Here is a 26,252-nt window from a genome sequence, read left to right on the forward strand (position 1 = left end):
GCCCCGGCCGATGTCCTGAACCGCCACTGCGGTCCGACTCGCCGAACTAGCCTAAGAAAACGGCATCCTGAAAAAGACTCACTCCCGGTACGGGTTTGTCCGCGCGGGCGGGCACGAGACACAACCGGGGCCGACCGGAAGGAACCACAATGGGGACCGGGAGCCGCAGCCGGCCCGCCACCGGCATGGTTTCGGGGTTCGTCCTTCGGATGCTGCGCGAGAGCATCCCCCTCCCGCAGACCGGCCTGGCCGAGCGTCTGAGTATCGACCTCGGCACCGTCCAGGGCTGGGAGAGCGGGCGTCGGCCGCTCGGCAACGTCCGCACGATGGATCTGCTGCAGCTGCGTCGCACCCTGGCGCTCCTGGGTGCCGACGGATCCCTGTTCGGATGGCTGGACGCCGCACTGGACGCCGACCGGATCCTCAGCGCCGTACTGCACCCGCCGGTCGACCCCGCCGACCACCCGCTGGCGGGCTGGGTGCAGTCCCGCGAAACGGCGCACCTGGTCGCCTGGGCAGTACGCGGCATCACCCCGCCCGCCCTGCGGTCGCGCGCCACCCGGCAACGCCGCGGTCCCGTCGCCGCCGGACCCCAGCTCTCGGCCGCCGACAGGGCGGACTTCTTCGCCCAGCTTCGCCGGACCGCGGAAGGCGCCGACCAGGCGGGGGAGCGCGGGCTGCTCCTGCGCCGTCAGAGCCTCTACCTTGCCTCCTACGACCCGGCTCCCGACGCTGAGGACTGGGCAGAGCAGGCACTGCGCACCATGCGCCCGGCCCTGGCCCTGCGTGCCTACACGCCACGATGGATCGAGGCCCGCACCGCCGCGACGGTCGCCGCCCGCCAGGGCGACCCCGTGCCCCTGTACGACTTCGTCGACGCCCTGGCTGGTGACCAGCACAGCGAGCTTGCCAACCTCGCATACTGGGCCTACTGGCTGGGCGCCATGCCACCCACCCAGCCGGATGACGGGTTCCTCCACCGGCCCGATCCGGCCGCGTGGAGCCCGACCCATCTGTTCCAGCAGCTGACCGGCTCGCTCCACGACGCGCCCGGTACCGTCGACCTGTATGTGCACTCCCTCCACACCCTGCTTCACCTCCACCCCTGGCTGCCGCTGGCCGACCCTGTCTCCGCCCGGCACCTGAAGGACCGCGCCGTCGAACTCCTCGACGCCGGGGCCCTGTCGCCGGTATCGCGGCGGGACATCGAATCGGTCCACTACCGTCTCCAGCAGATGAACTGACGTACTGCCAGGAGCAACGACGTGCCCGAACACATGCCCTCTGACGCCGAAACCGTCGCCACAGCCGCCCTGCTCTTCGAAGCCGGCGCCTTGCGTAACCAGCCGCGCACCGGCTGGCCCTATGACGGCGTTCCCGTCTCTGCCACCGAGACCGTCGCCGAGCACAGCCATCGCGCGACCGTCATCAGCGTCGCATTGGCCGCGATGGAAGGCGCCGACCCCGCCCGCACCGCTCTGCTGTGTGCGCTCCATGACCTTCACGAGACCCGCGTCGGAGATCAGACGCCGGTCACCCGCCGTTATGTCACGACCGTCGACCCGCGGAAGGTGACGGCCGACCAGGTGACCGGCACCCATCCGGCCGTCGGGAGTACCGTGACAGCGGCCGTTGAGGAGTTCGAAGCCGGCGAGACCCTCGAAGCCAGGTGTGCCCGCGACGCCGACAAGTTGGACTGCCTTTACCGGGCCCTGGAATACCGGGCGATCGGCTACCGCACCGACGGCAAGATCGAAAGGTGCCGCGCCACGCTGGCGACTGGATCCGCTTGCAGCCTCGCGGACGCCGCCATTGCGATGGAACCAGCCCAGTGGCAGCGCACACTGCTCGGCACACCGGCCGCGCATTGATCCGCCCGCAGCCGGCGTGATCCCTTCCCTGCGGCGAAAGACCTCCTGGGACCGGTGGCGACCCTGGGCAGAGCCTGGTCTAACTCGCCAATATAGGGCGAATTGTTGCCGAGGTAGGGCATTTAAGTAGCGGGTCATGATCAGAGTCCTGGGGGCAATCATTGTGGAGGCTCAACGTGGCGGTCGGATGAGTCGAACCCATTGCGTGTTCTTCGTAGCGGTACTTGCGACGTCTGCCGTGGCGGCATGGCCCGTCGCCATGACACACGCATGCCAATAGCTAGGTCTTCCGCGGCGGCGAATGAGCAGTCGAGGAGCGAGGACCCGAGCCGTATGACGTGGGCAGGAGATGCGCCGTGGCGGCGTTGACCATGGCAGGCAGATGCCTGCCGTCAGGCACTGCCCTGGCCCCTGTGGCGTTGGGCGGCGCAGGAGCGGAGCGGCCCGGTTCCGCCGGTTGCGAAGTGGCGGCGGGCGTCGGTCCGCGGGTGATGGTGAGCTTTTTCACGAGCTGTTCGAGGTCGTGCCGAGCACCCGGTTTGCCGGGGACGTGGTGGCGCAGGGCGATCAGCGCCGGACCGAGATCCCAGGCCCGGTCCGGAGCGGCGCGGACAGCGAGACGCCACTGGTGGTGAGCGTTGTCGACGGCGGCGATCACCCCCGGAGTGTCCGGCGGCTGCAGCAGGACGAGGCGGGCGCGGGCGGCGGCCACCCACAGGGCGCAGCTGCCCGCCGGGTCGCCGGCGAGCCGGGCAAGGTCGGCCCGTACCTCCATCCAGTGGACGGCTCGCAGGGATGCGATGCCGTGCCGGCGCAGGTCGTCGTCCTCCTGGGCGGCAACGATGGCCAGGGCCTCTTGGTGCCGTCCGGCGTGTGCGGCCCGCAGGATCTCGGCGTACGCGTTGCCCCGGGGCGAAGCATCCGTCCCGGGACCGGCCCCGGGCGGGGCGGCGGGGCTGGAGTCCTCGCCGATGCCGGGGAGCGCCGGGTTTCTGGGCAGGAGGCCGGCGATGTATCCGGACAGGCGGCGGGCGGGGCGCGGCAGACGGTGGCGCCCGGCCGGGCCGGGGGCCGGCGGGCGGAACGCGGGCCGGGGAGCGGGGGCCGGGGAAGCCGGCGGGGCGGGTTCGGGGGCGGCGCGGAGGATGGTCTGCAGCCAGGCGTCCGTGGTGTGGATGTCCGGGCGCCTGCCGGGGTCCCGGCGAAGGAGGGCTTCGATGACGGGACGCAGGGGGCCGGACCGCTCGGCCAAGGCCGGCGTTTCCGTGCACACGGCCAGCAGCAGTTCGGTGGTCGTGCTCGTGGGGTAGGGCGGATGCCCCTCGATCGCCCGGACCAGCAGGGCGCCCAGGCTCCACAGGTCGGTCCACGGGCCGATCGGGGCCGGCCACGGGCCCGCAGCGGCCTGTTCGGGCGCCCACCGTTCGGCGACCGGTCCGAGGAGCGCGATCCGCCGCTGCCGCGCGGCTTCCCATTCCCGGGGCGAGCCGGGATTGGGCATGTCCACGGCCGGTCCTGTCCCGGGCGTGCTGCTGGCCGCCGCGCCGGCCCGGTGTTGCGGGGCCGGTGGTGGTGGAGGAGCGGGGCGGCGCTGTTCGTCCGCCCTGCGGGCATCGCCCAGCCACCCTGCCCCGCTCGCGGCGCCGGGAGCAGGATGAGGGGCGGTTTGATCCGGGGACGCCGCCGGGGAGGGGGTGTCCGATGCCGTGCTGGCCGGCGGGTTTGCCGGGACGCCGGTGTCGTGGGTCAGGGGGAGGGGCGGGTAGCCGCAGAGCGTCTCGGCGGCGATGCTCTGGGCCAGCCCGTCCAGCAGCACCCGCCCGGTGGCGGTCACGAGAACCGACCCAGGCGTCAGGTCGCGGTGCAGGCAGCCGTGCCGGTGAAGGTGGTGCAGCCCGGCCAGCACGTCCCGGGCGACCTCGGCGGCCCGGTAGACCGGCAGCGGCCCGCCGGCAAGCACCGTGGCCAAAGACCGGGCCGGAACCGCCTCGGTGACCGCCCACACCACACCGCCGTCCACGACCGCGTCGAGAACCGACACGACGCGGGGGTGGACCGGCAGACACCGAAGTGTGTGCGCGGCCTCGGCCACCTGCCGCAGGACGATGTCCGGGTCCCGTCCGTCCCGGGCGACGTGCCGCCCCGAGACGAGCGGAGTAAGACGGACCTTGATGCCGGTGCGCAGGTCGGTACCGGCCCCGGCGCCCGGCCCGGCGGGCAGCCGGTAGCGGTCGGCGAGCAGCAGTTCGTCAGTGCTCACCGCGTGCCTCCGGTCCGGGAGGTGGTGGGGGCGCCGCCGAGAGCAGGCCGGCGAGGGCCAGGACCATCTCCGCCTGGTAGCCGGCCGTGCGGGACAGCGGCAGCGGCCGGGGCCGGAGGGCCTGTTCCGCGCGGTGGCACCAGGCCCGCAGGACGGTCTCGGTCTGGTCGCGTACCGCGTGGAGCTGCTCGCAGTGCGGGTCGGCGGCGAGGAGGGTCTCGATGTGCCGCAGCAGCATGCCCGCGGCCCGGACCGGCACGAGAAGGAGCAGGTCCTGGTCCCGGCCGGCCTCGGGATGCTCCTGGACCTGCCGGATCATCAGGCGCATGATCGACCGGGCCTCGGTCGCGGCGGTCAGGAACACGACGCCTCCTGCGGAAGGAGCGCGATCAACTCGCCGAGCGTGCGGTGGGCGTCGGTGAGAATGTCCACGGCCTGCTCGGGCGGGAGGCTGATCCGGGTGGTGGCCCACATCGGCACCTCTGGCAGGACGCCGAGGCCGCCGTGCCGGGCGGTGTAGTGAGCACTGCTGGCACCGGCCGGCTCCCACTCCCGCTCCGCGCCTTCGGCCTTCCCGCTCGTTTCCGGGGCGGAAGGGGACGGCAGGACGAAGGTTCCCGGGCCGCTGGCGGGCAGGCCGACGCAGTCCATCGGCGCCTCTTCGACGGACAGTTCGTACCGGGCGGCCAGGTCCGCCATGATCTCCGCGAGGCCGGGCTCGGCACGGGAGGCCATGGCCCAGACGCCGCCGGAGTCGCTTCCGTGGAGCGAGAGGGTCAGGGCCGGCCGCACCGTGTCGATCACGCCCATGAGGGCACGGGTCTCCGGCAGGGTCGCGGTGAAGTCCGGCGCGGGGAAGGTCCACTCGGGCTGAGCGGCCACCGGGGGCCGGTACAGGCCGCGGTGGTACGTTTCCACCGACGGCGGCCAAGTCGCCGCCCACCAGTCCTGGTTGGCCGCGACGCCGTCGGGATCGGCACATCCCACGAGGTGCCACGAGACCTGTTCACGGGCCTGGGGGTGTTCGGCGACGTACCGGGCCAGCGCGGGAATTACTGCCAGCCCGATCGGTTCGTTCGGGTGGGGCGCCCCGAGGACGAGGACGGGCAGGGGGCCGCCGGGGATGGTCAGCATCGTCATCGGCCGGCCGTCGCGGGAGCGGCCGATCTCGCGCAGGGCGACCGCCGGGTGTTCGGCGGCGATCTTCCCCAGTTCCTGGTCCAGCTCGGCCAGCGTGGGCGGCCTGTCGCCGATGTACGAGGTGACCGGGTGACGGGTCACGACCAGACCTCCCCGCGAAGGCCATCACCGCGGAGCGGCGACGGGGCGGTCCGGCGGGCCGGACCCGTCGTGCGAGGGATGTAGCGGTAGGTCCGGATGCTGCCTGCCGTGGCGTTGGCCGCGTTGCGCTGCTGCTGCGGCTGCGGCTGCTCTTCGGCAGGTACCTCGTCCGGCACCATCACGGCCCCCAGCACAGGGGGGCGGTTGAACTCCTGGGCGACCACACTGCTCGTCAGGATGAAACCGGCCACGTTCGCCCCGATCAGAACGAGGCCGGCGGGGACACCGTGGGGAGCACGGGCGGTCCTTCCGTACCGGGCGGATAAGGCGGCCTTCTGGAATCTCACGGCTGGTGGACCTTTTCGGAGTCGGGGGTGGCCTGGGCGGGGATGGCCGCCAGGACGGTGGCGGGCTCGCCGCCGGCGGGGGCGGAGTCGATCTCCAGGGCCGCGCACACATGCGAGATGTGGCTGAACGCCTGGGGGAAGTTGCCGAGCTGGCGGCGGGTGTGCGGGTCGTACTCCTCGGCGAGGAGGCCGACGTCGTTGCGCAGCGACAGCAGCTGGTCGAGGACCGCGGCGGCCTCGTCGGTGCGGCCGATCCGGACGAGGCACTGGGCGAGCCAGCCGGTGCAGATCAGGAAGTGCGACTCGTCGCCGGGCAGGCCGTCGACGCCCGGCTGCTCGCCCTCGGTCCGGTAGCGCAGGACGAGCCCGCTGTCGGTGCCCAGTTCGTGCTGCACTGCTTCGATCGTGCCGATGACCCGCTTGTCGTCCGCCGGCAGGAACCCGTCGACGAGCATGGCGTGCAGGAGGGAGGCATCGAGCGCGGCCGACCCGTAGGACTGCACGAAGGTGTTGCGGTCGGGGTCGTAGCCCTGCTCGCAGACCTCGCGGTGGATCGTCTCGGCCAGGGCCCGCCACCGCGCCAGCGGGCCGGTGGCCCAGCCGCGTTCGACGGCCCGGACCGCCCGGTCGAGGGTCACCCAGGCCATGATCTTGGAGTGGGTGAAGTGGCGGCGCGGCCCGCGGATCTCCCAGATACCCATGTCCGGCTCGTCCCAGAGCACTTCCAGCTCCGCGGCCAGGTCGACGAGAACGGCGGCGATACCGGGCGCTGCGTTCGGGGCGGCGAGCGCGACCTCGTACAGGGTGTCGGCCAGTTCGCCGTACACGTCGAGCTGGAGCTGGCCGGCCGCGCCGTTGCCGGTCCGCACCGGCGTCGAGCCCTCGTATCCGGGCAGGTGGGGCAGGTCCTGCTCGGGCAGCTCGGGCTCGCCGCCGATCCCGTACATGATCTGCCTGCGCCCGCGGGTGCCGGCGCACGAGCGGACCATCCAGCTGGTCCAGGCCAGGGCCTCGTCCAGGTACCCGCAGCGGGCGAGGGCGGTGACGGCGAGGGCGCCGTCGCGCAGCCACGCGAAGCGGTAGTCCCAGTTCCGTACGCCGCCGATCTCCTCGGGCAGCGAGGTGGTCGGCGCGGCCACGATCGCCCCGGTCGGGGCGTAGACGAGGGCGGCCAGGGTCAGCAGCGAGCGGACGACGGCCGCGCGGTCCGGGCCGGTGTAGGTGCAGCGGGACGCCCACGCCGACCAGTGGTCGAGGGTCGCCTTCAGCAGGGCGTCGGGGGCCGGCTGCGGCGGCGGGCTGTCGGCGCCCTCCCGCCAGGCCAGGGTGACCGAGACCGTCTCGCCCTCGGTGACGGTGAAGCGGGCGTGGATGTCGCCGTCGTCCGTCTGGACGCGAAGGGTGCCGTCGAACCACAGCCGCCCGGCGTCTTCGCCGAGGTCGATGGCCACCCGCCGCTCGTCGAGGCGCCCAAGGCGGGGGAGGTCGCGTCCGTATCCGGGCCGGGCCCGCAGCAGCATCTGCATCGGCACGTGGCCCTGGATGCCGGTGACGGTGCGGACGACCTGCGGTACCTCGTCCGGGACCATGAAGTCGGTGACGAGCACCGTGCCGGTCTCGCAGGCCCACTCGGTCTCCAGGACGAGGGAGTCGGCGGCGTACCGGCGCACCGGGACGGGCGCGGCGGCGCCGGGAAGGGTGGTGGGGGCGAGCTGCCAGAAGCCGTGCTCGGCGGTGCCCAGGAGGCGGGCGAAGGGGGCGGCGGAGTCGAAGCGGGGCAGGCACAGCCAGTCGATGCTGCCGTCCCGCCGCACCAGCGCGGAGCCCCGCTGGTCGCTGAGCAGGGCGTAGTCCTCGATCAGCCCCGGACCGTTCTGGTCCGGGGCGGGCGGGGTGACGTAGAGGCGGGGGCCGCCGGGCTCGTCGCGGTGGACGAGGAGGCCGCCGGCGAGCAGGGGCCGGCACACCCGCGCCATCCGGCGGGTCCCGAGGCCGTGCCGGCGCACCAGCAGCCCGGTCGGCAGCGGCGTGCCGCTGCGGTAGTGCCCGCAGAGGATCTGGTCACGGATCTCCCGTACGAGGCCGGTGTCCTTGGGGTGTGCCTCGTCCGGGCGCAGGCGCCGGGCCGGCCCCCGGCCGGGGAGGACGATGTCGCCGTCTGCGTCCAGCTCGCGCAGGGCTTCCCGGGTGAGCTTCACCGTCCGGGCTATCTCCCGGGCCAGGGTCTCCACCGGGGGCAGGGCCGTGTCGTAGGGAAGCCGGCCGACGAGGGTCCGCAGCGCGGCACGCGCCGAGGTGAGGTCCCTCTGCCGGGCGAGCGTGCGGGAGTCGGCGAAGGCGTTCACGCGGCCACCGCCGTCGTGGGGCGGTGCGGGGCGATGATCTGTCCGTCGGGCAGCAGTTCCCCGGTGTCCTCGAAGAGCAGGACTCCGTTGCACAGCAGGCTCCACCCCTGCTCGGGATGGGCCGCGGTCGGGCGGGCCGCCTCCCGGTCGGCGGAGTCGGCGGTGGGACAGGCGGGTTGGTGCTGGCACATGGTGGATCCCTTTTCGGCAGGGGAGGTTGTGGTGGGACGAGGGGGACGGTGTGTCAGGCGGGTCGGCTTCGGGGCAGAGGCGGCTGTCTCGGCCGAATGAGGACGGGACCGGTCCGAGGTATCGCCTCCGGCCGTCCCCAGCTCACGCGGAACGGGCCGCCGGAGTTCGCGGGCGGCGAGATCCACACGAGGGCGTAGCCGTCGCGGCCGGAGAGGAGCCGTGCCGCGGCGAGGGCTTCGGTCTCGTCGTGGACGTCGAGGTGCCGGGTGGGGTGGGGCCCCCAGGCCGGGAGCGCCAGGCGGTGGCCGCTGGCCAGCGGCACGATCACGTGACGCCCGAGGTCCGGCTCGGCCGGCTGCTGGGCACGCATCCGGGCCAGATCGGCGGCGAAGCGGGTGGGCCCGAGGATCTGCCGCTGCCAGGCCCGGCGGACCATGTCGGGCGGGTTGACGGCGCCCAGAATCTTCTGGGCTTTGCGCACCGCGTAGTCGACCTGGAACCGGGACAGGCCCTGGCTCCGGGCGACTGCCTCGACGGTGCCGCCGGCGGCGAGCGTCCAGATGAGGTGGTACTCGCCGGCCTTCGGGACGAGGGGCTGGAGGGGGTCGGGGGCGGGCAGGGCGCCGACGGTGTAGGCGTGGTCGACCAGCTGCGGCCGGGACGCGGCCTCCAGCCCGAAGTGCTCACGGATCCGGCGGATCCGGTAGGGCACTCGACGGGCGGTCGGCAGCCCGAGCCGGGCGGCCACCTCCTGATCCCGGTGCCCCTCTGCGACCAGTACAAGGACACGCCGCTCCAGATCCGGCAGAAGCGCCGTGGAGGGGACGGACCGTATCGCGCTCACGCCGCCGTCACCCCGGTCCCGCCCGGGGTGACGGCCTGCCGGCCGTAGGCGTCCATGGAACGCCCGGAGGCAAGAAGCGGCGCGCTGGTGACCACCGCCCTGCCACTGGCGGTGACCTCCACCTGGCCACGCGCGGCCAGGTCCGCGAAGGCCAGGACGATGTGCTGGTCGGGCACGTGCAAACGCTTGATCAGCGGGGCGTGACGGACCCGGCTGCCCGGAGCCAGCTCGCCGCTGCGGATCTGCCGTTCGATCTCGGCGGCCACTGACCCGACCGACGGGCAGGGCGGCAGCGTCTGCCGCAGCGTCCGCAGCATCTCCCGGCCCTTTCCGGACAGGACGCACATCTCGGCATAGCCCCTGGTGACGGAGCGCTCGGGCGGCGTCAGCGCGGAGATCCAGGCGTCCCAGCGCGCCCGGTCGGCGGGGGAGTCGGTGGTGTCGCGCCGGGATCGGGCCAGCCCCAGCCACGGTCCGGTCGCCGCGTAGATGCGGTGGCAGGCGCCGTCGACGGCACCCGCCGTCCGTATGCCGACGACGGGCACCTTCCGCAGCGCGTCGAGGTCCTGCGTCAGCATCGCCGCCGTCGCTGCGGTGGCCGGGTCCGCCGGTCGGCGGAGCGGGGAAGGGAAGCGGGACACGGTCACTCCGAGGTTGAGGTCGAGGGGGCGGTGCGGTAGACGAGGAAGTCGGCGGTCTCGTCCGTGGCCGGGTTCCAGGGGCGCGCGCGGGGACGGAGGACGAGACCGGCACCGGCCAGGGCCTCGCGCAGGCGATCGAGGCACTCGCGCCAGTGGTCCTCCGCCCCGGCGGGCAGCAGACCGGTGTCCGGGTCGCGGACGAAGGCGGCGGCCGGCCACCAGATCACCCAGGCGCAGCGGTCGGCCTCGGGCGGCCACACCGTCTGGGTGATGTCACGGACACCGATCCGGCCGAACGGGGAGATCTGGTCCTGGCGGTGGGAGCCGAGTCCGGCCGCGTGCAGGGCGTCGAGGACTACTTCCTGCGGTGACCGGTCGGGATACCAGCCGCTTCGCTGGTAGTGCGGGGGAACGGGAGCCGACAGCGCCCAGGCGGTGTCGGCCGGCACCGGCCTCGGCGGCACGCCGTCGGGCATCCGGTAGACGAGCAGCTCGGCGGTGGGATGGTAGCGGGGCGAGCACCTGACCCGGCTCGGCTCGACGACGTAGCCGAGGGACTCCAGGGCCTGGGCGGTCGCGGCGATCCGCGTCCGCCAGTGCTCCTCGGCCCCGGCCGGCACCCGGCCCGTCCGCGCGTCGCGGCGCAGCGCGGCGTCAGGTGTCCAGTCCACCGTCACGCACAGTTCGGCGCCCTCGGGCCAGGCGGCCTCGGTGAGCACGTAGGCGCGGCACACCCCCAGACCCTGGGGCACCACCTGCCGGCAGAAGCGCTGGCCGTCGGCGTCGGTCCTGACGAGCCGGCTCTCGCCGAGCCCCAGCTCGCGCAGGCGGAAATCCACCAGCGCGCGCCCGCTCTGCGGATCGGACCGGTCGTAGACGGGCTCGGTAACGGGCCCGTCGGGGGTCCACTCACTCACCGGGACTCCTTCGTCAGGGTAGAGGGTTGGGGCCAGGGGTTGTGTTCGATCACCGACGTGGAGGCGATCAGCAGCAGCACCACGACGAGGAAGCCGGCGCAGGAAAGGAAGCCGCTGTTCCGGCCCTCCGGGGCCGCAGGCGCCGCGACCGGTCTCTTCTGCCGGTGCCGGACGCTCAGGCCGGCCAGGCCGAGCGTCAGCAGGGCGGCGAGCGCGGTGAAGGCGTCGGTCACGGCTCAGCCCCCGCCCGCGCGGCGGACCCGACCAGGACGTGCAGCGCCTGCCCGACGGCATCGGGGTACTCCGTGCGCGTCCATCCGCCCCGGCGCATCGCCGCCTGCAGATCGGCCAGGAGAAGAGCCTCCCGGGCCTCCCGCGAGGGGTCGACGGCGTACGTCCCGGGCGTCTCGTACGAATGGTGGGGGCGCAGCAGCCCTTCCAGCGTCAGCTGGAGCAGGGCCAGTCGGACCGTCGTCAGGGACGTGTCGAACTCGCGGGCGATCACCCGTTGGGACGGCAGCCGCTGCCCGAGCGGGTAGGTGCGATCGGCCAGCCGCTTTCGGACCCTCTGTACGACCAGGTCGGTTACGGCGTCCGCCCGGCGCGGGGCGCGGGCACCGGCCCGGGCGGCCCGCACACCGCGCTGCCCGTCGAGTGTCACCAGACCCTCGTCACGCAGGACCCGGACCACCGCGCTCACCATCAGGTGCGGCACACCGAAACGGCCCCGCAGACCGGTCTGGGTACGAAGCGTGCCCGGCGACCAGGCACCCGAGCGCAGTTCCTCACGAAGAGTAAGCAGCATCGGCTCGTCCGGACCCGCACCCATCCTCGGGATGCGGACCGCGGGCCGCGTACCGGTCCGCACCCGGCCAGGACCGGGCGGGGCGGGGCTTTTCGAGGGGACCGCCGGACCGGCGTTCCTGCGCATCGTCGAAGAGGCCGAGGCCCTCATTCAACGCGCTCCCTTCTGCTTGTTCTGGATGTGCTGGTCGTCCACCGGCGACGGCGTGTCCGCGTCGCGTCGCTGGCCGGGCAGGCGGGGCGCGATCTCCACCAGGAAGACGACCGCGCCGCAGAATCCGGCGACGAACACCGCTCCCCACCACGTCATCGCTCTCCTCCCCTCTACGTCTGTCGGCGCCTGCCACGAGAAGCGGACGGCCTGGAAGCCACCCAGCGGCAGGCGGAACGGAGCCTCTACGCCCCCAATTACGGATCTATCGGGATTAAAGGGGCTGGTTAGGGCAAAGGGGTTCCCGTGCCGACCTCGGCCTCGGCTTCGGTGCCGGTCCGGGACGGTGGGGAGGAAGGGCCGACCGCGAGCCTCCCCCACGGAGTGGCGGCCGGGGCGCACCGTCAGGTGCGCCACCTCCCCCAGGTGAGGGAGGCCCCGGTCCAGGTCCGCGCCTTTATCGCGACGCGGGACGTTTTCTCCGGATCAGGTGGTGGCGGGCTGGTTCTGGTGCTTGGCTCGCGCAGCCGTGTCCGCGGCCCTCGCCAGGGCGTCGTTGAGACGTTCGGCCCGCCGGTCTCCCACCGCTTCCTGGACGCGCAGGTGCCCGAACCGCTCCCAGTACCGTCGGGCCACCTCATTGCCCATGATCATCGAGGCGTAGAGGTGCAGCTGGTGCTTGCTCACGCGGCCGAGTCGGTCACGCAGGTCGAGGCCGCAGAGCATGTGGTTGGCGGACATCAGCCCCATGTACTCCTCGACCCCCATGCCGGCAGGCGCCCACTTTGCCGCCACGGCGGGGTCCGTGAAGACCTGCTCCAGCCAGTCCAGCTGGTTCTGCGTGAGGGCGATGTCGACCCGTTCGTGCTGGTGCTTTGCCTCCTGGCGCAGGCGGGCCACGCCGACGCCGACGACAGCCGCGCCCGCGAGCAGTACCGCGGTACTGATCCTCATCGGACCATCCTTTCGATTAGGGGTTGCTGGTGTTGCCGCCCGGTGCGGGCGGAGCGGAAGGACCGGCGTCCAGGACGGACAGCAGCCCGGTCACGAGGCGTGCGAGGTTCTGCGCACGCCGGACGACGGCGTCGACCGTGAGGACGAACGGCGGCACCGAGGACGTCCCGCCCGCGAGCGCCCGTGCCTTCTGGAAGAGGCTCTGGGCCGCCCCAGGTGTGGCGGTCATGCTTCCTCCTCGTCGCCGGCCAGTCGGCCGAGCAGTTCATCCGTCACCCTCGCCAGCCGCCTCAGATGCGCCAGATCAGCTCCGAACTCACCTGTTGGGCCGGCCTGCTGGCCTCGTACGGCCTTGGCCTGGGCAATCGCATCGCCGACGTCCGGGTAAGGGGGCAGCCACTCGCGCTCCTGCGCGACCTTCACGAGTTGGCCGAGCATCCGGTCCAGGCGGGTGATGGCCCTGCCAGCCTCGGCGCCCCGGTCACTGCTGGGCTTGGTCCGGCGTCCGAGGAATCCCTTGGCCCGACCGTGGTACCGCTTCGCACCGGCCAGTCCTTCCGGCGCCCCAGAAGAACCGAGGACGGCGTCCACATCGTTCGCGAGGTCCTCGTCGCGTAGGAAGGAATCGCGCAGTGACACGAGAAGGCCCTGAGTCCTGCGGACGAACTCCTCTGTAGGAAGGCGGGGCGAATCGAGGTTCATGTGACCACCCCCGGCCCCTCGGCTTCTGACCGGTAAGAGGGCCGGCCCCGCAGGACACTGACTGTGGAAGACGGTGCGGGGAATGCCGACGAAGGGCACAGGGTCACGACCATGCCGGTGGCGGCGGGCGGCATCAGGACGCCTCCGCTCGTCCCGGCAGGACGGCCCAGGCGGTGTGGCCGTCCGTGCTCGTGCCCCAGCTGCGCGACAGGGTCTCCACCAGGTGAAGCCCCCGTCCACCGAGGTCCTCGTCGTCCGCGACCCTGATCCGGGGCGGCACGGGGCTCTCGTCGCGGACCTCGACCCGCAGGTCACCCTCCTCATACCGGACACGTAATCCGATGGTCCCCGTACCGTGCAGAACGGCGTTCGTGACCAGCTCGGAGACGATGAGGAGAGCGGCGTCCGCCGCTTCGGACGCGATCTTCCAGCGCAGCATGTGGACGCCCGTCACCCTCCGGGCCTCGGTGGCACACGTCAGCACCGGGACCATGGCGATCTCGAACGCCGCGCGATCGGAGAGCGTGCTGGGAACGAGGGTCATCGCTTTCCTCCCGTCTCCGGCGTCACCAGGGCCAGGAAGCCGCCCAGCTGCTCTATACGGGCGAGCTGGTCCTCGTACTCGTCCAGGTGCCGGCTGACGGTGCCGTACAGGGGAACCACGACGCCATCGATCTCTCCGGCACGCACCAGGCGTAGGACGAGGCGCCACCCGGGCCGGTGTACCGGAGCTGTGGCAGTACGGTCGGAAACTTCCGGCCCCGTAGCCCTCCACCCTTCGGCGGCGATGTACATGCGGGCTTCGGCAAGTACGGACGCCTGGCCCCCCTCGCTGAGGGCGTGGGTGTAGATGCACACGCGGGGGGTTCGGCCACGCGCTGCGAGATCGCCAAGGCGCTGTGTGAGAACGTCTCGACGGACGGTCCCGAGCCGGATGAGAGGGTCCGGCAAGGTGCCGAGACGATCCAGGCGCCACCATCTGTGGCTGCCCCGTTCCTCGTCCATCCACATCGGAGTTTTTCGCCCGCGACCTACCAGGCGAGTCAGGGGAGGCAGGGCCTCGGCCGGCGGGTGCAGAGGGATCTGGGAGAGGAAGGCGGCCCTGTCCAGGTACTCCGTCAACTGAGCGGAAAGCGGGAGGGCCATCGGCGTCCTCCTTCGCGGAGCGCCCGATCCGTGCTGCTTGTCGGCCCCGCTGGCCTTTACGCCGGTCGACAGGATGAGGGTGGCGATGTCCTGATTGCACCCGGGAAGCCCGGTCGTACTCGACGCTGTAGCGATACCCACTGACTTCCCTTCGTCACGATGCGGGCACCCAGCGTCGTGCGAGAGCGAGCGCGGCGCCTATGTCGGCGTTAGGACTTCTCGCTGACCTTTCGGGTGACACCATGACGGGGTTATGACTTCTTCCTGCCTTCTGGCGGGAGACGGTTCCGGTGAGCGGTCGCTGCGGTATCCCATGGAGGGGTACTGATTCCGTGGAGGGGACATGACCGAGAGTCAGCGCACGGTGCTGTTCCTGCTGGTCACCAGACGGAGCATCCGCTCCTATCCGGCATTCAGCGATGAATACACGCGCACGGCTGACCAGTTACGGAGCGAGGGCCGCGAAGTTGCTCCCGCTCCCACAGCACGCCACTACGAGCGCTTGTTGAAGGCCGGGGAGATCAAGACGGCCCCCCACGCTTCGACGGCGCGGGTGTTGGAGCACATGTTCCAAATGCCCGTAGCGGACCTGCTCCGCCCAGCCTCTGCTATCGCGGAGCTTGAGCCGGGGCATTCCACTCGGACCCCCTCCCCGTCCGTGCTCGACGAAAGTAATTTGCTGATGACCGCTCGGGACGCTGCCTCTCACTCAGGCGAAGCAGCCTCGCTCCACCTGGACGAGATGACCCTCGACCAACTCCACGACGACCTGGTCCACCTCGCACGCAGCTACGGCCACATCGCTCCGGCCGAGGCATACCAGAGCGCCACCACCCTGCTGAACCAGGCCCAGGTACTCCTCGAACGTACGCGCTCTCCCGAACAGCACACGCAGCTGTACTACGCAGCTGCGCAGGCCAGCGCCCTGCTCGCCGCGGTGTCCTTCGACCTGGGAGCCCTGGCCCCTGCCGTCACATTCGCCCGCTCCTCCGCGCAGTACGGCAAAACCATCGATCATGGCCCGGTGCAGGCATATGCCTACGGGATGATGGCCTTCATGGCGTTCTGGGACGGACGCCCCGCCGAGGCCGTACGCCTGGCGAAGAAGGGGCAGCAGTTCGGCGGCTTGGGGGACACCGCTCGTCGCCGCCTGTACTCCATCGAGGCCCGTGCTCACGGCCATCTGCGCAACGCCGGCCAGGCCGAACGCTCCATCCAAGAGGCACTCGCCCAGGCCAGCGGCAGCCGGGACGAGCTGCACGACGATATCGGTGGCGAGTTCGGCTTCGACGCCGCCCGCACAGCCATGAGCAACGCAACCACGTGCCTGCTGCTCCGCGACGGCGCAGGCGCAGAGGAGTACGCCACGACCGCTCTCGCCACGCTCAGAATGCTCCCCAAGGAGGAGCAGCCGATCGTCGTCGCGGCGCCGGCTGCCATCGACCTCGCCCGTGCGCGCCTGCTCCGCGACGAGGTGGAAGGGGCCCAGGAAGCCCTGGCCCCCGTCTTCCAGGTGCCGCCGGCCTGGCGTGGATCCGGGATGATGGAGCGGCTGGTGGCGGCCCGCATCGAGCTGACACGCCCGGGGATCGGCACGGCACCCGCAGCGCTGTCGCTGGCGGAGCAGATCGAGGAGTTCAGCTCCCTCTCCCCGATCCGCCGGCTCGGCGCCGCGAACCCGCTGGCGATCGAAGGCTGACCTACCGGCCGAGCACGGCCAGGATCTCCCTCTCCCTCTCCGGCGAGATTCCGTGCTCGGCCCAACGAGAGTGCTCGACCGGGACACCACCCCTGTGCAGCCACGACCAGGTGTCGGCGACGGTGTCCGCCAGGGGGCGGCACACCAGCCCAGCCGCCTGCGCCCGGGCGGAATCGACTCTCCACACACCCTCATGTGTCCGCCACAGAGGCAGCTCCGTCCACTGCTGCACACCGTGGTCCAGGAGTAGTTTGTCCGGAGCCCATGCAAGCTGCGCGTTCCCACCGGTGACGAGCACGCAGGCCGTGAGAAGGTCGCTCATGGTGTCTCTGCCGATCGGGGCGACGACGTTGTATGCCCCGCCCCGGTCAACAGTTGCCTGATCGAGGGCGAACCCTGCCACATCCCGTACGTCGACCGGCTGGATCCACGTGCCCGGCGTGCCCGGAGCGAGCATCCGGCCGCCGCGGGCCGCTCGGTTGAGCCACCATGGCAGACGACCTACGTACTCGCCGGGACCGAGGATGACGCCGGGCCGCAGGATCACCACGCGGTCCTCACCGAACGCTGCAGTGGCTGCCCGCTCCGCCCCTGCCTTTTGACGGCCGTAATACCAGTCCGGCCCGTCCCAGTCGTCGGGGAGACGGCCGTAGTCCACGTCGGCGTCCGGCGGACCGTCCAGAACTTCGGAGCCCTCGGTCAGCGGGTCGTTTGGCCAGCCACGATATGCGTTGACCGTAGACACGAAGATGTAACGGCCGGCGACCGGCTCCAAGATACGGGCGCCGGCGAGGACATCGCGTGGGGCCATCTCGGACGCGGAGGTATCCACGACGGCGTCCCACGGCCCTTCACCAGCCAGCCGAACGAGATCCGCAGCAACGGTGCGATCCCCGCGTACCGTCCGAGCGCCTTCCGGCACGCTCCCGGACCGGCCACGGTTGAAGGCCGTCACCTCCCACCCACGATCGAGTGCCGCCTGCGTGACCGCCCGCCCCAGGAACCAACTTCCACCGAGCACAAGAATCCTCATGACGGTGATTATGACCGCCCGCCATGAACCATGTGCTGATGTCGAGCCCCTTGTCGGCGGAGCCATGAGAGCACCTCAACCTGGCGGGAGCCAAGGCGAGGCGCTGCGAAGGCGATTTCGGCTGTACCGCGTCGCAGGGAGCGGCCCTGGCTCACGCCGGGGACACCTTCGCGTGTGGGCCGACGAGGTGCGCAACGGCCCTGCGGTGCCCTCTGTGTCGTGCTTCCGTCTCCGTGGGGCCAAATTAGTTGTTTCGCCGATTCGATCCGACTGGCCATTCGCTTACGGCAGACGGGAAATCTCGAAGGAAGACTGGATATGCCCGGCAGTTCCATGTCAACGTACAACGGCCCGGAAAAGCGCCAGGTCAGATCGTGGGGCTGCGCGAGGGCAAGAGGGATGTGCTGATCGGAAACCATCTGCGTCAAGCTGCCGTGCTGGCGCGGTCCTGCCTCGGGGGTCCACCTGTCAAACTTCACCACTCGATCTGCCCGCTTCACTGCACAGCGCCGGGGTCATCCGGCGCGGCGCGCGGAACATAGCCGACGATCGCCGGTTAGCCAAACCGGCGATCGCCGCGACTATTGAAGTGTTCGCATTCGGTTGCGCTTGGCGGTGGAGCCGTGGCGAACGTGAGCAGCTTCGTGCAGTCGAGAGGAGGCACGGAGTAGCTCCGCCACGGCAGCCTCTGCCGTGGGCAGCACGGGCCGTCGGCGGGCGGTCACCCTAGCGTCGCTGCGCGAGGTTGTGCTGCTGCCGCTTTCACTCCTCGTGCTTCAGCAAGGAAATTCCCTCCCGTGAGCCGATCTGCGATACCCCCTGCCTTCTTTCGATTTGATTCAGCCGATTCCTTCAGGAACTTGCCGAGTCTTTCCAGCTCCTGGCGAGAGGGGGTGGGCGCATGGTAGCAGCGGCAAGGGTATCCCAGAAGCTGACGGTGGATGAGGTCTGCGCCGAACTTCAGGTCGCTCGGTCCACTTTCTACGACTGGCGCCAGAAGGGGCGCGGGCCGCGTTGTATCCGGCTGCCTAACGGGTCGCTTCGGATACGGCGCGCAGATTTTGAGAACTGGCTTATGGATTGCGAGGACGCCTCTTGATGGACACCAGCTCCCTGGATGTTCGTTTCTATCCGATTGAGACGAACAAGCGAGCCAAGGGAAACTCCTACACTGTCCGTTGGAAGGTCGCCCACAAGAAGCACAGCAAGACGTACAAGAAGAGTGCTGTAGCCGACGACGAGCGCGCGAAGCTGATGTCTGCGCACAGGAAGCGCGAGCCGTTCGACATCGAAACTGGACAGCCGGTCTCCTGGACCTCCAAGGCCGCCGAGGCCAACTGGTACGACTTCGCGGTCGAGTACGTCGACTGGAAGTGGCCCCGCTCTTCAGGAAACACCCGGAAGAACATGGCCAAGGCGCTCACGCCCGCGACCATCGCGCTGCTGCGCACGGTGCCGCCGAAACACTTTGAGCCGGTGCAGGTCCGTAGGGCGCTGCGAGAGTATGCCTTCAACGTCAACCGGCGTACCGACCCCGAGAAGCCGGTGCCGGCCGAGGTCCAGACGATTCTTGACTGGGTCCAGCGCAATGCCCTTCCGATGAGTGCCTGGGAGAAGACCGAGACCGTCGACAAGGTCGTCACGGCTCTCGGTTCCCGGCTGGACGGGACTGCGGCAGCCGCCAGTACGATCGCGCGCAATGACCGGATCATGAACCTGGTCATGGGCTACGCGATCCGGCACAACTACCTGAAGGTCAATCCCCTCCCGAAGGGCAAGGGTGAGCGCACGGTGCCGAAGGTGGCGCCGGCCATCGACAAGCGATGCCTGCTGAACCGTGACCTGGTCGCGAAGATGCTGGACTGGATAGGCAGGCGCCCGCGCCGCGGGCGCCTCTACCGGGCCTTCTTCGCCACCCTCTACTACGCCGGTCTCCGGCCTGAAGAGGCTGTCGCCCTCCGGGTGGGTGACGCCACACTGCCGGATACGGGGTGGGGTGAGTTCCTCGTCCATGAAGCTCAGCCTGAAGTCGGCAGCCAGTGGACCGACACCGGCAAAGTACACGAGGAACGGGCTCTCAAGGGGCGTGGCGAAGGCGATACGCGCCTGGTGCCCATCCACCCCTCCCTCGTCGTACTCCTGCGCGAGATCATCAAGGAGTACGACCTCAAGCCCGCTGACCTCCTCTTCCCGGGGGAGAAGGGCGGCATGCTGGCGGGCTCGGTCTTTCGGCGTGTCTGGGCGAAGGCTCGCGAGGAGATCCTGCCCGAGCACGAATTCAAGTCGCCGACCGGCAAACGTGTGTATGACTTGCGTCACACCTGCCTGACGACCTGGCTCAACAACGGCATCCCGCCAGCCCAGGTCGCCGAGTGGGCTGGCAACAGCGTGCCGGTGCTGCTGGCCATCTACGCACGATGCGTTGTCGGCCAGCTAGACGACTACCTTAACCGGATCGAAAGTGACCAAGACCTTCCAAAGGTGGCGGCGTGACGAGTGGCCTCGGAACTCCAGAAGATGGGGCTCCGAGGCCACTCTGCTGTGTGCGGGGAGGGGCTGGAGAGCGGTCCGCGCACCCCTCATTTTGTGGGACGTATGTGGGACGGACGCCCGTAGAAACCCATTTTTGGCCGGTGCCAGCCGGACTCGGTGGCCTGCAGAGGGAGTGGGTCCGGTTTACTTGGAAGGCCGGGTAAACCCACTCTGACCTGCGAAAACGTCGCCAACCTGACATGGTGTCAGTGGCGCCCCCGGCAGGACTCGAACCTGCGGCCAAGCGCTTAGAAGACGCCTGCTCTGTCCTCGCGTTTCATGGCCGCCGACGTGCAGGTATATGTGAGTTTGGGCAGATTCGCCAACAGCAGACACATTGATTCCCATACGGACTAGATTAACTCGGCGAAGGAAGCAAACCTAGAGTGGTCTTGGGAAAGCAGAACCTACTCTCTCGGCACCAACCGGGACCGTGAGAGGTACGTCGCGGGCGCAACATAGTCGACGATCGCCGGTTGGCCAAACCGGCGCTTCTCCAGACCATTGAATGACTAGGGGGCGCCGATGCGTCCCGATGTCTCGTGTGAGGAGTCATGTAGCTTTGTCGAAGCTGGCCATAGACGAATCGTCCTTGCTCTCTGCAGACCATGTTCGCGCCCTTCTGGGGAGGATTCAGAAGGAATCTTCGGGGGCCGTTTTCCCGTTTCTCGCCTCTATGGCAGGCGCCGCGCTTTCGCCTGGCGAAGCAGCCTCGGTCCGGGTGAAGGACGTGACGCTCCCGGACGGGGAGTTCGGGGAGGTGCTGGTCCGTGCCGGCGAGAGTCGGAGGGTTCCTGTCTCCCCGGAGATCGTGCGTGTGCTGAGGCGCTGGGTCGACGAGGTGGATCTGGAAGCTGAAGATCTGCTGTTCCCGGCCAAGCAGGGTGGGCCGTTGGCGTCCTCCGAGTACAAGAGGGCGTGGAGGCACGCTCGCCAAGCGGTGTTGAGCCCGGACGAGGTGCAGGCGGGCTTGGGGGAGCAGGTCTCCAGCCTGCGTGACTCCTGCCTGGACCGCTGGCTCGGGGCGGGCGTTCCTGCGTGGGGCGTCGCCGAGTGGGCTGGCGTGAGTGCGAGCTGGATTGCACTGCGGTACCCGCACCGCTTCCGGCTGGAAGACGTCGAGATCGACTGGCAGCACCTGGAAGAGATCCTGCGCCTTCCGGACATTCCCGAGCGGTAGTTTCCCCTCTCGCGCTCTGACTCACGATCCGAGCGCGAGACCACCCGCCGAGCATATTTCGAACGTCGGCGGTCCACGCCGCACGCGGCCGTGTCACATGGCTCGACCCTCAGCGATCTGGTCCCACTCCCCTACAGGGCCGGTTGACCTGTGCCGTGGACTGCCGGCAGCCCGGCTGGATCAATTTACCTGCTTGGCCTTTCCCCTTCTGTTTCCGAGGACTCGCGCATGCCTGCCCGTTTGCTGTCCATTCCCGCTGTGGCCGCCGCCCTGGACGTGGACCGCCGCACCGTCTATCGCTTTATCGCCGCTGGCGATCTTCCCGTCGTCGATCTGCGCACCGGGACGGAACGATCTTGCGTCCGCGTCCCTGCTGCCGGGCTTGAGGAGTTCATCGCCAGGAGATTGGTTGGTTCCCCGCGCCCCCGTCGGTGAATTCTCGCCCCCAGCCCAGCCCTCACCGCTTCCGACCAAAGGAGTAGTACCGCGTACCTGCGCAAATTGAAGTCCGGCAAGTGGCAGGCGACCGTACGCAACCGGGCCGGAGACCGGTTCAGCGAGTCCTTCCCCCTCAAGGCCCAGGCGCGGGCCTGGGGCATCGAGCTAGAGACCCAGTTCGCCCGCGGAACCATGCGCGACCCGCGGGCCGGCGAGATCGCGTTCCGGGAGTGGCACGACCGGTGGTGGAACGCCCGCATCGTCGAACCCCACACGCTGCGGGGCGACGCGTCCAGCATCAAGAATCACGTCATGCCCTACTGGGCTGACTGGGAAATGCGGGCCATCACCCGCATGGACGTCCAGAGCTGGATACGCTCCCTGGTCGAGAAGGGCGCAGGCCCTGCCGCGATCAAGCGGGCCTACAACCTGACGTCATCCATCATGCGTGCGGCGGTCGACGACGATGTGATCGCAGTGAGCCCGTGCCGCAGCATCGACCTGCCGCCCATCGCGGTCAAACCGCCGCAGTGGTTCACGCCCGACCAGGCGCAGAGCATCCTCGACGGACTCGCCCCCGCCTGGCGGACGATGTGCCTGCTCGGCTTCTATACCGGACTGCGCTGGGGAGAGCTCTCCGGCCTGCACCGCCACCGCATCGACACACGCCGCTCGCGCCTGTTCGTGGTGGAGGTCAATACCAAGAGTGGCATCAAGGAGTACCCCAAGAGCTCCAAGAGCCGCCGGGAAGTCCCGCTCCCGCCCCACGTCCTCGAAGCCCTCGAACGCCACATCCACCGGTTCGACCGCGACGCAGTGGTCTTCACGACCATCACCAAGGGCCGCTCCGGGCGCCTCCTCGCCGACAGCAACTGGCGTCGGCAGACCTGGTGGCCTGCTGTCGAGGCTGCCTATCATTTCGGCGACGACGGCGAGTTGCAGCTCGTCCCGCACTACCCGCCGCACTCCATGCGCCACACCTGCGCTTCGTGGCTCGTCCAGAGGGGAGTCTCGCTCTACGAGGTCCAGCACCTCCTCGGCCACGAGAGCTTCCAGACTACCCAGCGCTACGCCCACCTACAGCCGGACGCCCACAAAGCCGTGCTGGGAGCATGGGAACGCATGGAAACCCCGCTCACCATCGCCGCATGAACGTTCCTTCGCCCTGTCCTCCATGGACAGGGCGAAGTCGTTTCCCGGTCGGATAGGGCCGGGTCACGTTCGTGGGTCGGTTGGCCGGTCGTCGGGAAGCGTCCAACGGCCGTCGGCGTCGAATGGCCACGGGTAGGCGTAGGAGTCGACCTTTGCCAGCTCACGCAGTACCTCCCGCCCGGCCGGCGGATCCACAGGAGGGCTCAAAGGTTTCTTCAGGGGGTCGAGTTGCACCGCGTACGCCTCAGCCCACTCCAGCCAGTCCGCCTCGTCCGCCGCAACCGGCGCGTCGCCGGCTCGGGCGCGGGCTGCCTGGCAGAAGGCGCGGATCTCGTCGGCCTGCCGCCAGGCCCGAATCTGCCCGGTAAGAACCGTCGCCCGGTGCTGCTCGATCTGCTGCTCGCGAGCCCGCGCGACGGCCGCGTACCAGCGGCGCCGCTGTTCGGCCTCACGCAGTTCCTTCTCCCGCTCCCGGCGGTCGGCTTCCGCCGCAAGGCGTTCGAGATCCTGCAGCAGATGGCCCAGCCGTGATTCCAGTGTCCACCGGGCACCGTCGCTGTAGGAGTACGAGTGCTGATACCAGCTCCCAGAGGGCGCGCCGAGAGCGAGGCGGCCGTTGAACTCTTCGTCGTACTTGGGCAGGCGCGTCCAGGGGTTGCGCTCCTGCTGACGCAGCTCCTGTGGGGTGGGCTCGTGCGGGACCTTGGTCGTCCGTTCGGTGAGAGCGAGGGGAAAGGTCCGGCCCCGGATCACAATTGCCACCGTGTGCACGGCTTCTCCGCGCTTCAGGTCGCTCTGGGTCTCGACCGCGTAGCCGCGGTTTTCCGCTTCCTTCAACAGTGCGTGCATGATCCGCAGGGCCCGGTCGGCGAGTGGACGCGACAGGTACAGCGGGATGACTTCCGACTTGCCCCGGGTGTCGACCACGCTCCGGGATCGGCCGAGAGCCTTGCGCGTCGCACGAACAAGACGATGAGGGCGATCTAAGGTCTCCGGCACGTGGACGGCCGGAACGGGAGGAGACTGTGCTGCCTTCTCAGCCTCCTCGTCAACCAGCGTGAAGACGCAATCGCCGCGCTGTCGGCCGTTCCACCGCAGCTTGCACCCTGTGGGTACGTGCCCGTGGTGGAGCGCGTCGTAGTACGCCGCCCGCCATCGTCCCCGGGTCTGCTCGGCAGGATCGGGAACCGTGATCTTCCCCGAGGCTGACTGTAGACGGGAGATCAGCTCGGCTCCGTCCGCCGGAGCCCGCGCGGCCTGGGCGGCATCGCCCTCCAGCCGTTCCTTCTCGACCTGGACCTGCCGGGGATGCTTGCCGTGCTTGAGGTAGTAACGGCCATCCGCAGTGACTACGGCGACGTGTCCGCTTCCACGCCAGGTCCGCTTGATCAGGTCCCGCTGTTCCAAGGCCCAGGACGTCTGGATCCGGGCAGGTGGGATAGGCATCGCACTGGAAGCTGCCGCGATCTCACGGAGCAAGTCGACTTGGGGCTCCGTCAACGCGTACTTCACTACGTCGGCTCCTCGGCGGTCCGTGGGCGGGAAGGCCAACCTAGGGGAGTGGACCGTACCTGGAGTGCGATGGTCCTCCGTACAGGTACCTCGGGCTGATACCGGCCACGGCCGTTATGGCGGCGGTGTAGGGTCTCGCAGCGGTCTACCCCAGCGTCATCCATTCATCACCGTGACGCTCGTTTGACGCTCCGAGCCCTGTCCGTCTCCCTGGTCGAGTCGGAAAACGGCGCCTGACCTGCTGTTTCGTGCACAGCCGTCTAGGCCGACCCCTTTCCGATGACGCACCACGTGGAGTGCGTGGCAATCTTGGAGCCCGCAGCAAAGGGGCCCTGAGCTGCTGTTTCTCTGGATTGCCGAGGATCGCCGGTGGTTCCTCGACCTGTTGTCCAAGGTGCATGGTGCGGAGTCTCGCCGTATGTCCGGGAGCGCCTCCGACCTGCGGTTTCGACCGGTGCCGGCTCGACACCTCCGCGCGGTTCGTTCTCGGCGACTGTCAGGCCTCGCGGTTTCGATGTCCATCGAAACCGGGGCGATTCAGAGCGTAGGATCCCGCAGCCCGGGGGCGCTTCGACCGGCCCGCCGTGCTGTCCGGCTACCGTAGGCGAGCCCGTCGAGTGGCATGGCGAATCTGTGCAGAGAGGGGGAGCGGGGGGTGAGTGGGGTGGAGAGCTGGTCCCGCGTCATGGATCTCCTCCGGGAGCATGCTCCGGCCGATCACGCGGATCTGCCCGGCCCGGCCACGGAGCGGATGCTCGCGGCCGCCGAGGAACGCATGGGTGTCTCATTGCCTCCGGAGTTGCGGGCGTGGCTGCTGCGGAACAACCTGGATCTTCCCGAGGAAAATGCGGACGACGACGTCGCCTGCTGCGGTTACGCCGGGTTCCCGGACGAGGGGAGCTTCTTTCTGGGCATCCGGGCGATGGAGAAGCTCTACGCGAATCACCCCTTGCCCGGCGGGGGTGAATGGCGCGAGGAGTGGATCCCGTTCCTGTCGGATCAGGACGGCTGGATGGGGAAGTTCACTGATGCGGCGGACGGACGTGTCGGCAGATGGTTCGTGGGCGAGCCCACGATCACCGGCGAGTACGCGTCATTGGCCCGCTACTTCGACTCCGTGGCGGAGACGCTGACGAGGATCGGCGCGGGGGACTGTCCGGTCTGTTCGGTTGTCGACGGGCGACTCGTCTGGTCGTGAGGCCGCGAGGTCGTGAACGGGCGTGCCTCCTGGGAACCCGTTCCTCGAACGGTGCGTCGTACTCGTTCACCCGGTTCGGTACCCGTCGTACGCGGAAGCGGCCTTCGTCTGAACATGCGGTCCGGCCAGGGAGCGCACACGTCCCGCACGAAGGCCGCGAGGATGAGTCTGCTGCGTCACGATGCCCGGCGGGATTCGTCGGCGGAACTGCGCCGGTGCTCTGCGTTCGCTGCGCGACCCGGACGCGCTGCGGGGTCCTACGAGAACGACGGGTCGGCCGCCGAACGGGGGGCGCGCCAGGGGCTGCCTGGTCCGGGGCCTCGATGCCGGCCGCCCGCACAACAGTGGTGCGGGCGGCCGGGTGCCGGGCTGTCAGGCGGTGACCCTGCCGAAGAGGTGGTTGGCAGGGGCGTCCGGGTCGTTGCCGTAGAAGAACTCGGTGAGGGCCTGGTGGAATTCGGCGCGGTCGAGCCCGCCGGAGCCGTCCCTGTCCAGAGCGGTGAAGACCGTGGCGCAGTCCTCGCCGGGCACACCGGCGACCGAGTCGAACATCTGCTGGAACTCGCCTTGGTCGATCTTGCCGTCCGCGTTGAGGTCGACGAGGTCGAAGAAGCAGTCGGCGATCGGCGCGATCTGCTGCGGATAGAGGGCGGGGTCGGTCAGGGCGCTCCGGAAGCCTTCGGTCATCTCCCGCAGATCGACCTTCCCGTCACCGTCCTGGTCCATCGGGGCGATCACATGCGTCCAGAACCCGTCCATTCCCTCGACGAGTCGGCGGGCGGTCGCGGAGTCCGGCGCGGTGTCCCGGGCGGCGATGTAGCGCTCGCTCATCGCGCGGACGTCTCGCTGGGTGATGAACCCGTCGCCGTCGACGTCGGCGCCCTTGAACCACTGTCCGTACTTGAGGTCTTGAAGTGCAGTCACGACTGCGCACAGTATTCACCTGATTACGCAATTGCAAAACGGGAGTGGAGCCTCCGGCAGCCGGGGCGGCCCGCTGCGCGTTTGACGACGGCGAACACGGAGGACCTGCTCGAAGAGGCGGACGATTTG

29 protein-coding genes are annotated in these 26,252 nt (G+C 69.8%); 9 read left to right on the plus strand and 20 right to left on the minus strand.

The features are described from left to right. The first annotated feature begins 149 nt into the window (after positions 1–149). Positions 150–1,244: a helix-turn-helix domain-containing protein gene (locus ACZ6AQ_RS07200; protein ID WP_468758144.1), complete on the plus strand. Its 1,095-nt coding sequence runs from the start codon at positions 150–152 to the stop codon at positions 1,242–1,244. Between the two features lie 21 nt (positions 1,245–1,265). After that, on the plus strand, positions 1,266–1,871 hold the full coding sequence (locus ACZ6AQ_RS07205; protein WP_468758146.1) for an HD domain-containing protein: 606 nt from the start codon (positions 1,266–1,268) through the stop codon (positions 1,869–1,871). A gap of 280 nt (positions 1,872–2,151) precedes the next feature. On the opposite strand, the gene ACZ6AQ_RS07210 is transcribed toward ACZ6AQ_RS07205, so the two are convergent. The 17 genes from ACZ6AQ_RS07210 to ACZ6AQ_RS07290 all read right to left on the minus strand — a co-directional run bounded on the left by ACZ6AQ_RS07210 (position 2,152) and on the right by ACZ6AQ_RS07290 (position 13,972). Beyond that, on the minus strand, positions 2,152–4,131 hold the full coding sequence (locus tag ACZ6AQ_RS07210) for a protein kinase domain-containing protein (protein ID WP_468758147.1): 1,980 nt from the start codon (positions 4,129–4,131) through the stop codon (positions 2,152–2,154). Further along, positions 4,121–4,495, minus strand: coding sequence for a hypothetical protein (locus tag ACZ6AQ_RS07215; protein WP_468758149.1), 375 nt, complete (start codon positions 4,493–4,495; stop codon positions 4,121–4,123). Before ACZ6AQ_RS07215 ends, ACZ6AQ_RS07210 begins: the two co-directional genes overlap by 11 nt. Next, a complete protein-coding gene (locus ACZ6AQ_RS07220) occupies positions 4,486–5,412 on the minus strand; it encodes a M14 family zinc carboxypeptidase (protein ID WP_468758151.1) in 927 nt (308 codons plus the stop codon). Before ACZ6AQ_RS07220 ends, ACZ6AQ_RS07215 begins: the two co-directional genes overlap by 10 nt. Beyond that, a complete protein-coding gene (locus ACZ6AQ_RS07225; protein WP_468758152.1) occupies positions 5,409–5,759 on the minus strand; it encodes a hypothetical protein in 351 nt (116 codons plus the stop codon). The genes ACZ6AQ_RS07220 and ACZ6AQ_RS07225 overlap by 4 nt, the downstream gene beginning before the upstream one ends. After that, positions 5,756–7,735, minus strand: coding sequence for a glycoside hydrolase family 15 protein (locus ACZ6AQ_RS07230; protein ID WP_468758566.1), 1,980 nt, complete (start codon positions 7,733–7,735; stop codon positions 5,756–5,758). The genes ACZ6AQ_RS07225 and ACZ6AQ_RS07230 overlap by 4 nt, the downstream gene beginning before the upstream one ends. Positions 7,736–8,100: 365 nt before the next feature. Next, on the minus strand, positions 8,101–8,295 hold the full coding sequence (locus ACZ6AQ_RS07235) for a DUF5999 family protein (protein WP_468758153.1): 195 nt from the start codon (positions 8,293–8,295) through the stop codon (positions 8,101–8,103). 53 nt (positions 8,296–8,348) lie between these two features. After that, on the minus strand, positions 8,349–9,008 hold the full coding sequence (locus ACZ6AQ_RS07240; protein ID WP_468758155.1) for a hypothetical protein: 660 nt from the start codon (positions 9,006–9,008) through the stop codon (positions 8,349–8,351). Positions 9,009–9,136: 128 nt separating this feature from the next. Then, positions 9,137–9,781: a hypothetical protein gene (locus tag ACZ6AQ_RS07245; protein ID WP_468758156.1), complete on the minus strand. Its 645-nt coding sequence runs from the start codon at positions 9,779–9,781 to the stop codon at positions 9,137–9,139. A gap of 2 nt (positions 9,782–9,783) precedes the next feature. Continuing rightward, positions 9,784–10,698 (minus strand): hypothetical protein, encoded by a 915-nt coding sequence (locus ACZ6AQ_RS07250; protein WP_468758158.1) that lies wholly within the window; start codon positions 10,696–10,698, stop codon positions 9,784–9,786. Next, a complete protein-coding gene (locus tag ACZ6AQ_RS07255) occupies positions 10,695–10,931 on the minus strand; it encodes a hypothetical protein (RefSeq protein ID WP_468758159.1) in 237 nt (78 codons plus the stop codon). The genes ACZ6AQ_RS07250 and ACZ6AQ_RS07255 overlap by 4 nt, the downstream gene beginning before the upstream one ends. Then, positions 10,928–11,527, minus strand: coding sequence for a GntR family transcriptional regulator (locus ACZ6AQ_RS07260; RefSeq protein WP_468758160.1), 600 nt, complete (start codon positions 11,525–11,527; stop codon positions 10,928–10,930). Before ACZ6AQ_RS07260 ends, ACZ6AQ_RS07255 begins: the two co-directional genes overlap by 4 nt. Before the next feature lie 126 nt (positions 11,528–11,653). Next, positions 11,654–11,812, minus strand: coding sequence for a hypothetical protein (locus tag ACZ6AQ_RS07265; RefSeq protein ID WP_468758162.1), 159 nt, complete (start codon positions 11,810–11,812; stop codon positions 11,654–11,656). Between the two features lie 327 nt (positions 11,813–12,139). Continuing rightward, on the minus strand, positions 12,140–12,607 hold the full coding sequence (locus ACZ6AQ_RS07270) for a DUF6082 family protein (protein WP_468758163.1): 468 nt from the start codon (positions 12,605–12,607) through the stop codon (positions 12,140–12,142). A gap of 16 nt (positions 12,608–12,623) precedes the next feature. Beyond that, complete coding sequence (locus ACZ6AQ_RS07275; RefSeq protein ID WP_468758164.1) at positions 12,624–12,836, minus strand: hypothetical protein; 213 nt, start codon at positions 12,834–12,836, stop codon at positions 12,624–12,626. Continuing rightward, positions 12,833–13,309, minus strand: coding sequence for a hypothetical protein (locus tag ACZ6AQ_RS07280; RefSeq protein ID WP_468758165.1), 477 nt, complete (start codon positions 13,307–13,309; stop codon positions 12,833–12,835). The genes ACZ6AQ_RS07275 and ACZ6AQ_RS07280 overlap by 4 nt, the downstream gene beginning before the upstream one ends. A 133-nt stretch (positions 13,310–13,442) precedes the next feature. Beyond that, the gene (locus ACZ6AQ_RS07285; protein ID WP_468758166.1) at positions 13,443–13,853 is read right to left on the minus strand and encodes an ATP-binding protein; all 411 of its coding nucleotides are present in this window, start codon (positions 13,851–13,853) and stop codon (positions 13,443–13,445) included. Continuing rightward, entirely contained in the window at positions 13,850–13,972 is a 123-nt protein-coding gene (locus tag ACZ6AQ_RS07290) for a hypothetical protein (RefSeq protein WP_468758168.1), read from the minus strand. The genes ACZ6AQ_RS07285 and ACZ6AQ_RS07290 overlap by 4 nt, the downstream gene beginning before the upstream one ends. Before the next feature lie 826 nt (positions 13,973–14,798). On the opposite strand from ACZ6AQ_RS07290, the gene ACZ6AQ_RS07295 reads away from it, so the two are divergent. Further along, a complete protein-coding gene (locus ACZ6AQ_RS07295) occupies positions 14,799–16,154 on the plus strand; it encodes a hypothetical protein (RefSeq protein WP_468758170.1) in 1,356 nt (451 codons plus the stop codon). Between the two features lies 1 nt (position 16,155). Here ACZ6AQ_RS07295 and ACZ6AQ_RS07300 read toward each other — a convergent pair whose 3' ends face one another. After that, positions 16,156–17,187 carry an NAD-dependent epimerase/dehydratase family protein gene (locus ACZ6AQ_RS07300; RefSeq protein ID WP_468758172.1) on the minus strand — a complete coding sequence of 344 codons (1,032 nt, stop codon included), beginning with the start codon at positions 17,185–17,187 and terminating at the stop codon, positions 16,156–16,158. A 901-nt stretch (positions 17,188–18,088) separates the two neighbouring features. On the opposite strand from ACZ6AQ_RS07300, the gene ACZ6AQ_RS07305 reads away from it, so the two are divergent. The 5 genes from ACZ6AQ_RS07305 to ACZ6AQ_RS07325 all read left to right on the plus strand — a co-directional run bounded on the left by ACZ6AQ_RS07305 (position 18,089) and on the right by ACZ6AQ_RS07325 (position 22,489). Continuing rightward, positions 18,089–18,286 (plus strand): helix-turn-helix transcriptional regulator, encoded by a 198-nt coding sequence (locus ACZ6AQ_RS07305; RefSeq protein ID WP_468758174.1) that lies wholly within the window; start codon positions 18,089–18,091, stop codon positions 18,284–18,286. Continuing rightward, complete coding sequence (locus ACZ6AQ_RS07310) at positions 18,286–19,680, plus strand: tyrosine-type recombinase/integrase (RefSeq protein WP_468758175.1); 1,395 nt, start codon at positions 18,286–18,288, stop codon at positions 19,678–19,680. Before ACZ6AQ_RS07305 ends, ACZ6AQ_RS07310 begins: the two co-directional genes overlap by 1 nt. 601 nt (positions 19,681–20,281) lie before the next feature. Continuing rightward, entirely contained in the window at positions 20,282–20,899 is a 618-nt protein-coding gene (locus ACZ6AQ_RS07315; protein ID WP_468758177.1) for a tyrosine-type recombinase/integrase, read from the plus strand. Between the two features lie 228 nt (positions 20,900–21,127). Next, the gene (locus tag ACZ6AQ_RS07320) at positions 21,128–21,334 is read left to right on the plus strand and encodes a helix-turn-helix domain-containing protein (RefSeq protein ID WP_468758178.1); all 207 of its coding nucleotides are present in this window, start codon (positions 21,128–21,130) and stop codon (positions 21,332–21,334) included. Between the two features lie 66 nt (positions 21,335–21,400). After that, on the plus strand, positions 21,401–22,489 hold the full coding sequence (locus ACZ6AQ_RS07325) for a tyrosine-type recombinase/integrase (RefSeq protein ID WP_468758180.1): 1,089 nt from the start codon (positions 21,401–21,403) through the stop codon (positions 22,487–22,489). A 63-nt stretch (positions 22,490–22,552) separates the two neighbouring features. Here ACZ6AQ_RS07325 and ACZ6AQ_RS07330 read toward each other — a convergent pair whose 3' ends face one another. Beyond that, positions 22,553–24,001, minus strand: coding sequence for a hypothetical protein (locus ACZ6AQ_RS07330; protein ID WP_468758181.1), 1,449 nt, complete (start codon positions 23,999–24,001; stop codon positions 22,553–22,555). Positions 24,002–24,665: 664 nt separating this feature from the next. On the opposite strand from ACZ6AQ_RS07330, the gene ACZ6AQ_RS07335 reads away from it, so the two are divergent. Continuing rightward, complete coding sequence (locus ACZ6AQ_RS07335; protein ID WP_468758182.1) at positions 24,666–25,199, plus strand: SMI1/KNR4 family protein; 534 nt, start codon at positions 24,666–24,668, stop codon at positions 25,197–25,199. 372 nt (positions 25,200–25,571) lie between these two features. On the opposite strand, the gene ACZ6AQ_RS07340 is transcribed toward ACZ6AQ_RS07335, so the two are convergent. After that, positions 25,572–26,123, minus strand: coding sequence for an EF-hand domain-containing protein (locus tag ACZ6AQ_RS07340; RefSeq protein ID WP_468758183.1), 552 nt, complete (start codon positions 26,121–26,123; stop codon positions 25,572–25,574). Between the last annotated feature and the right edge of the window lie 129 nt (positions 26,124–26,252).

It is taken from the genome of Streptomyces sp. NPDC041191 (genome assembly GCF_055591945.1).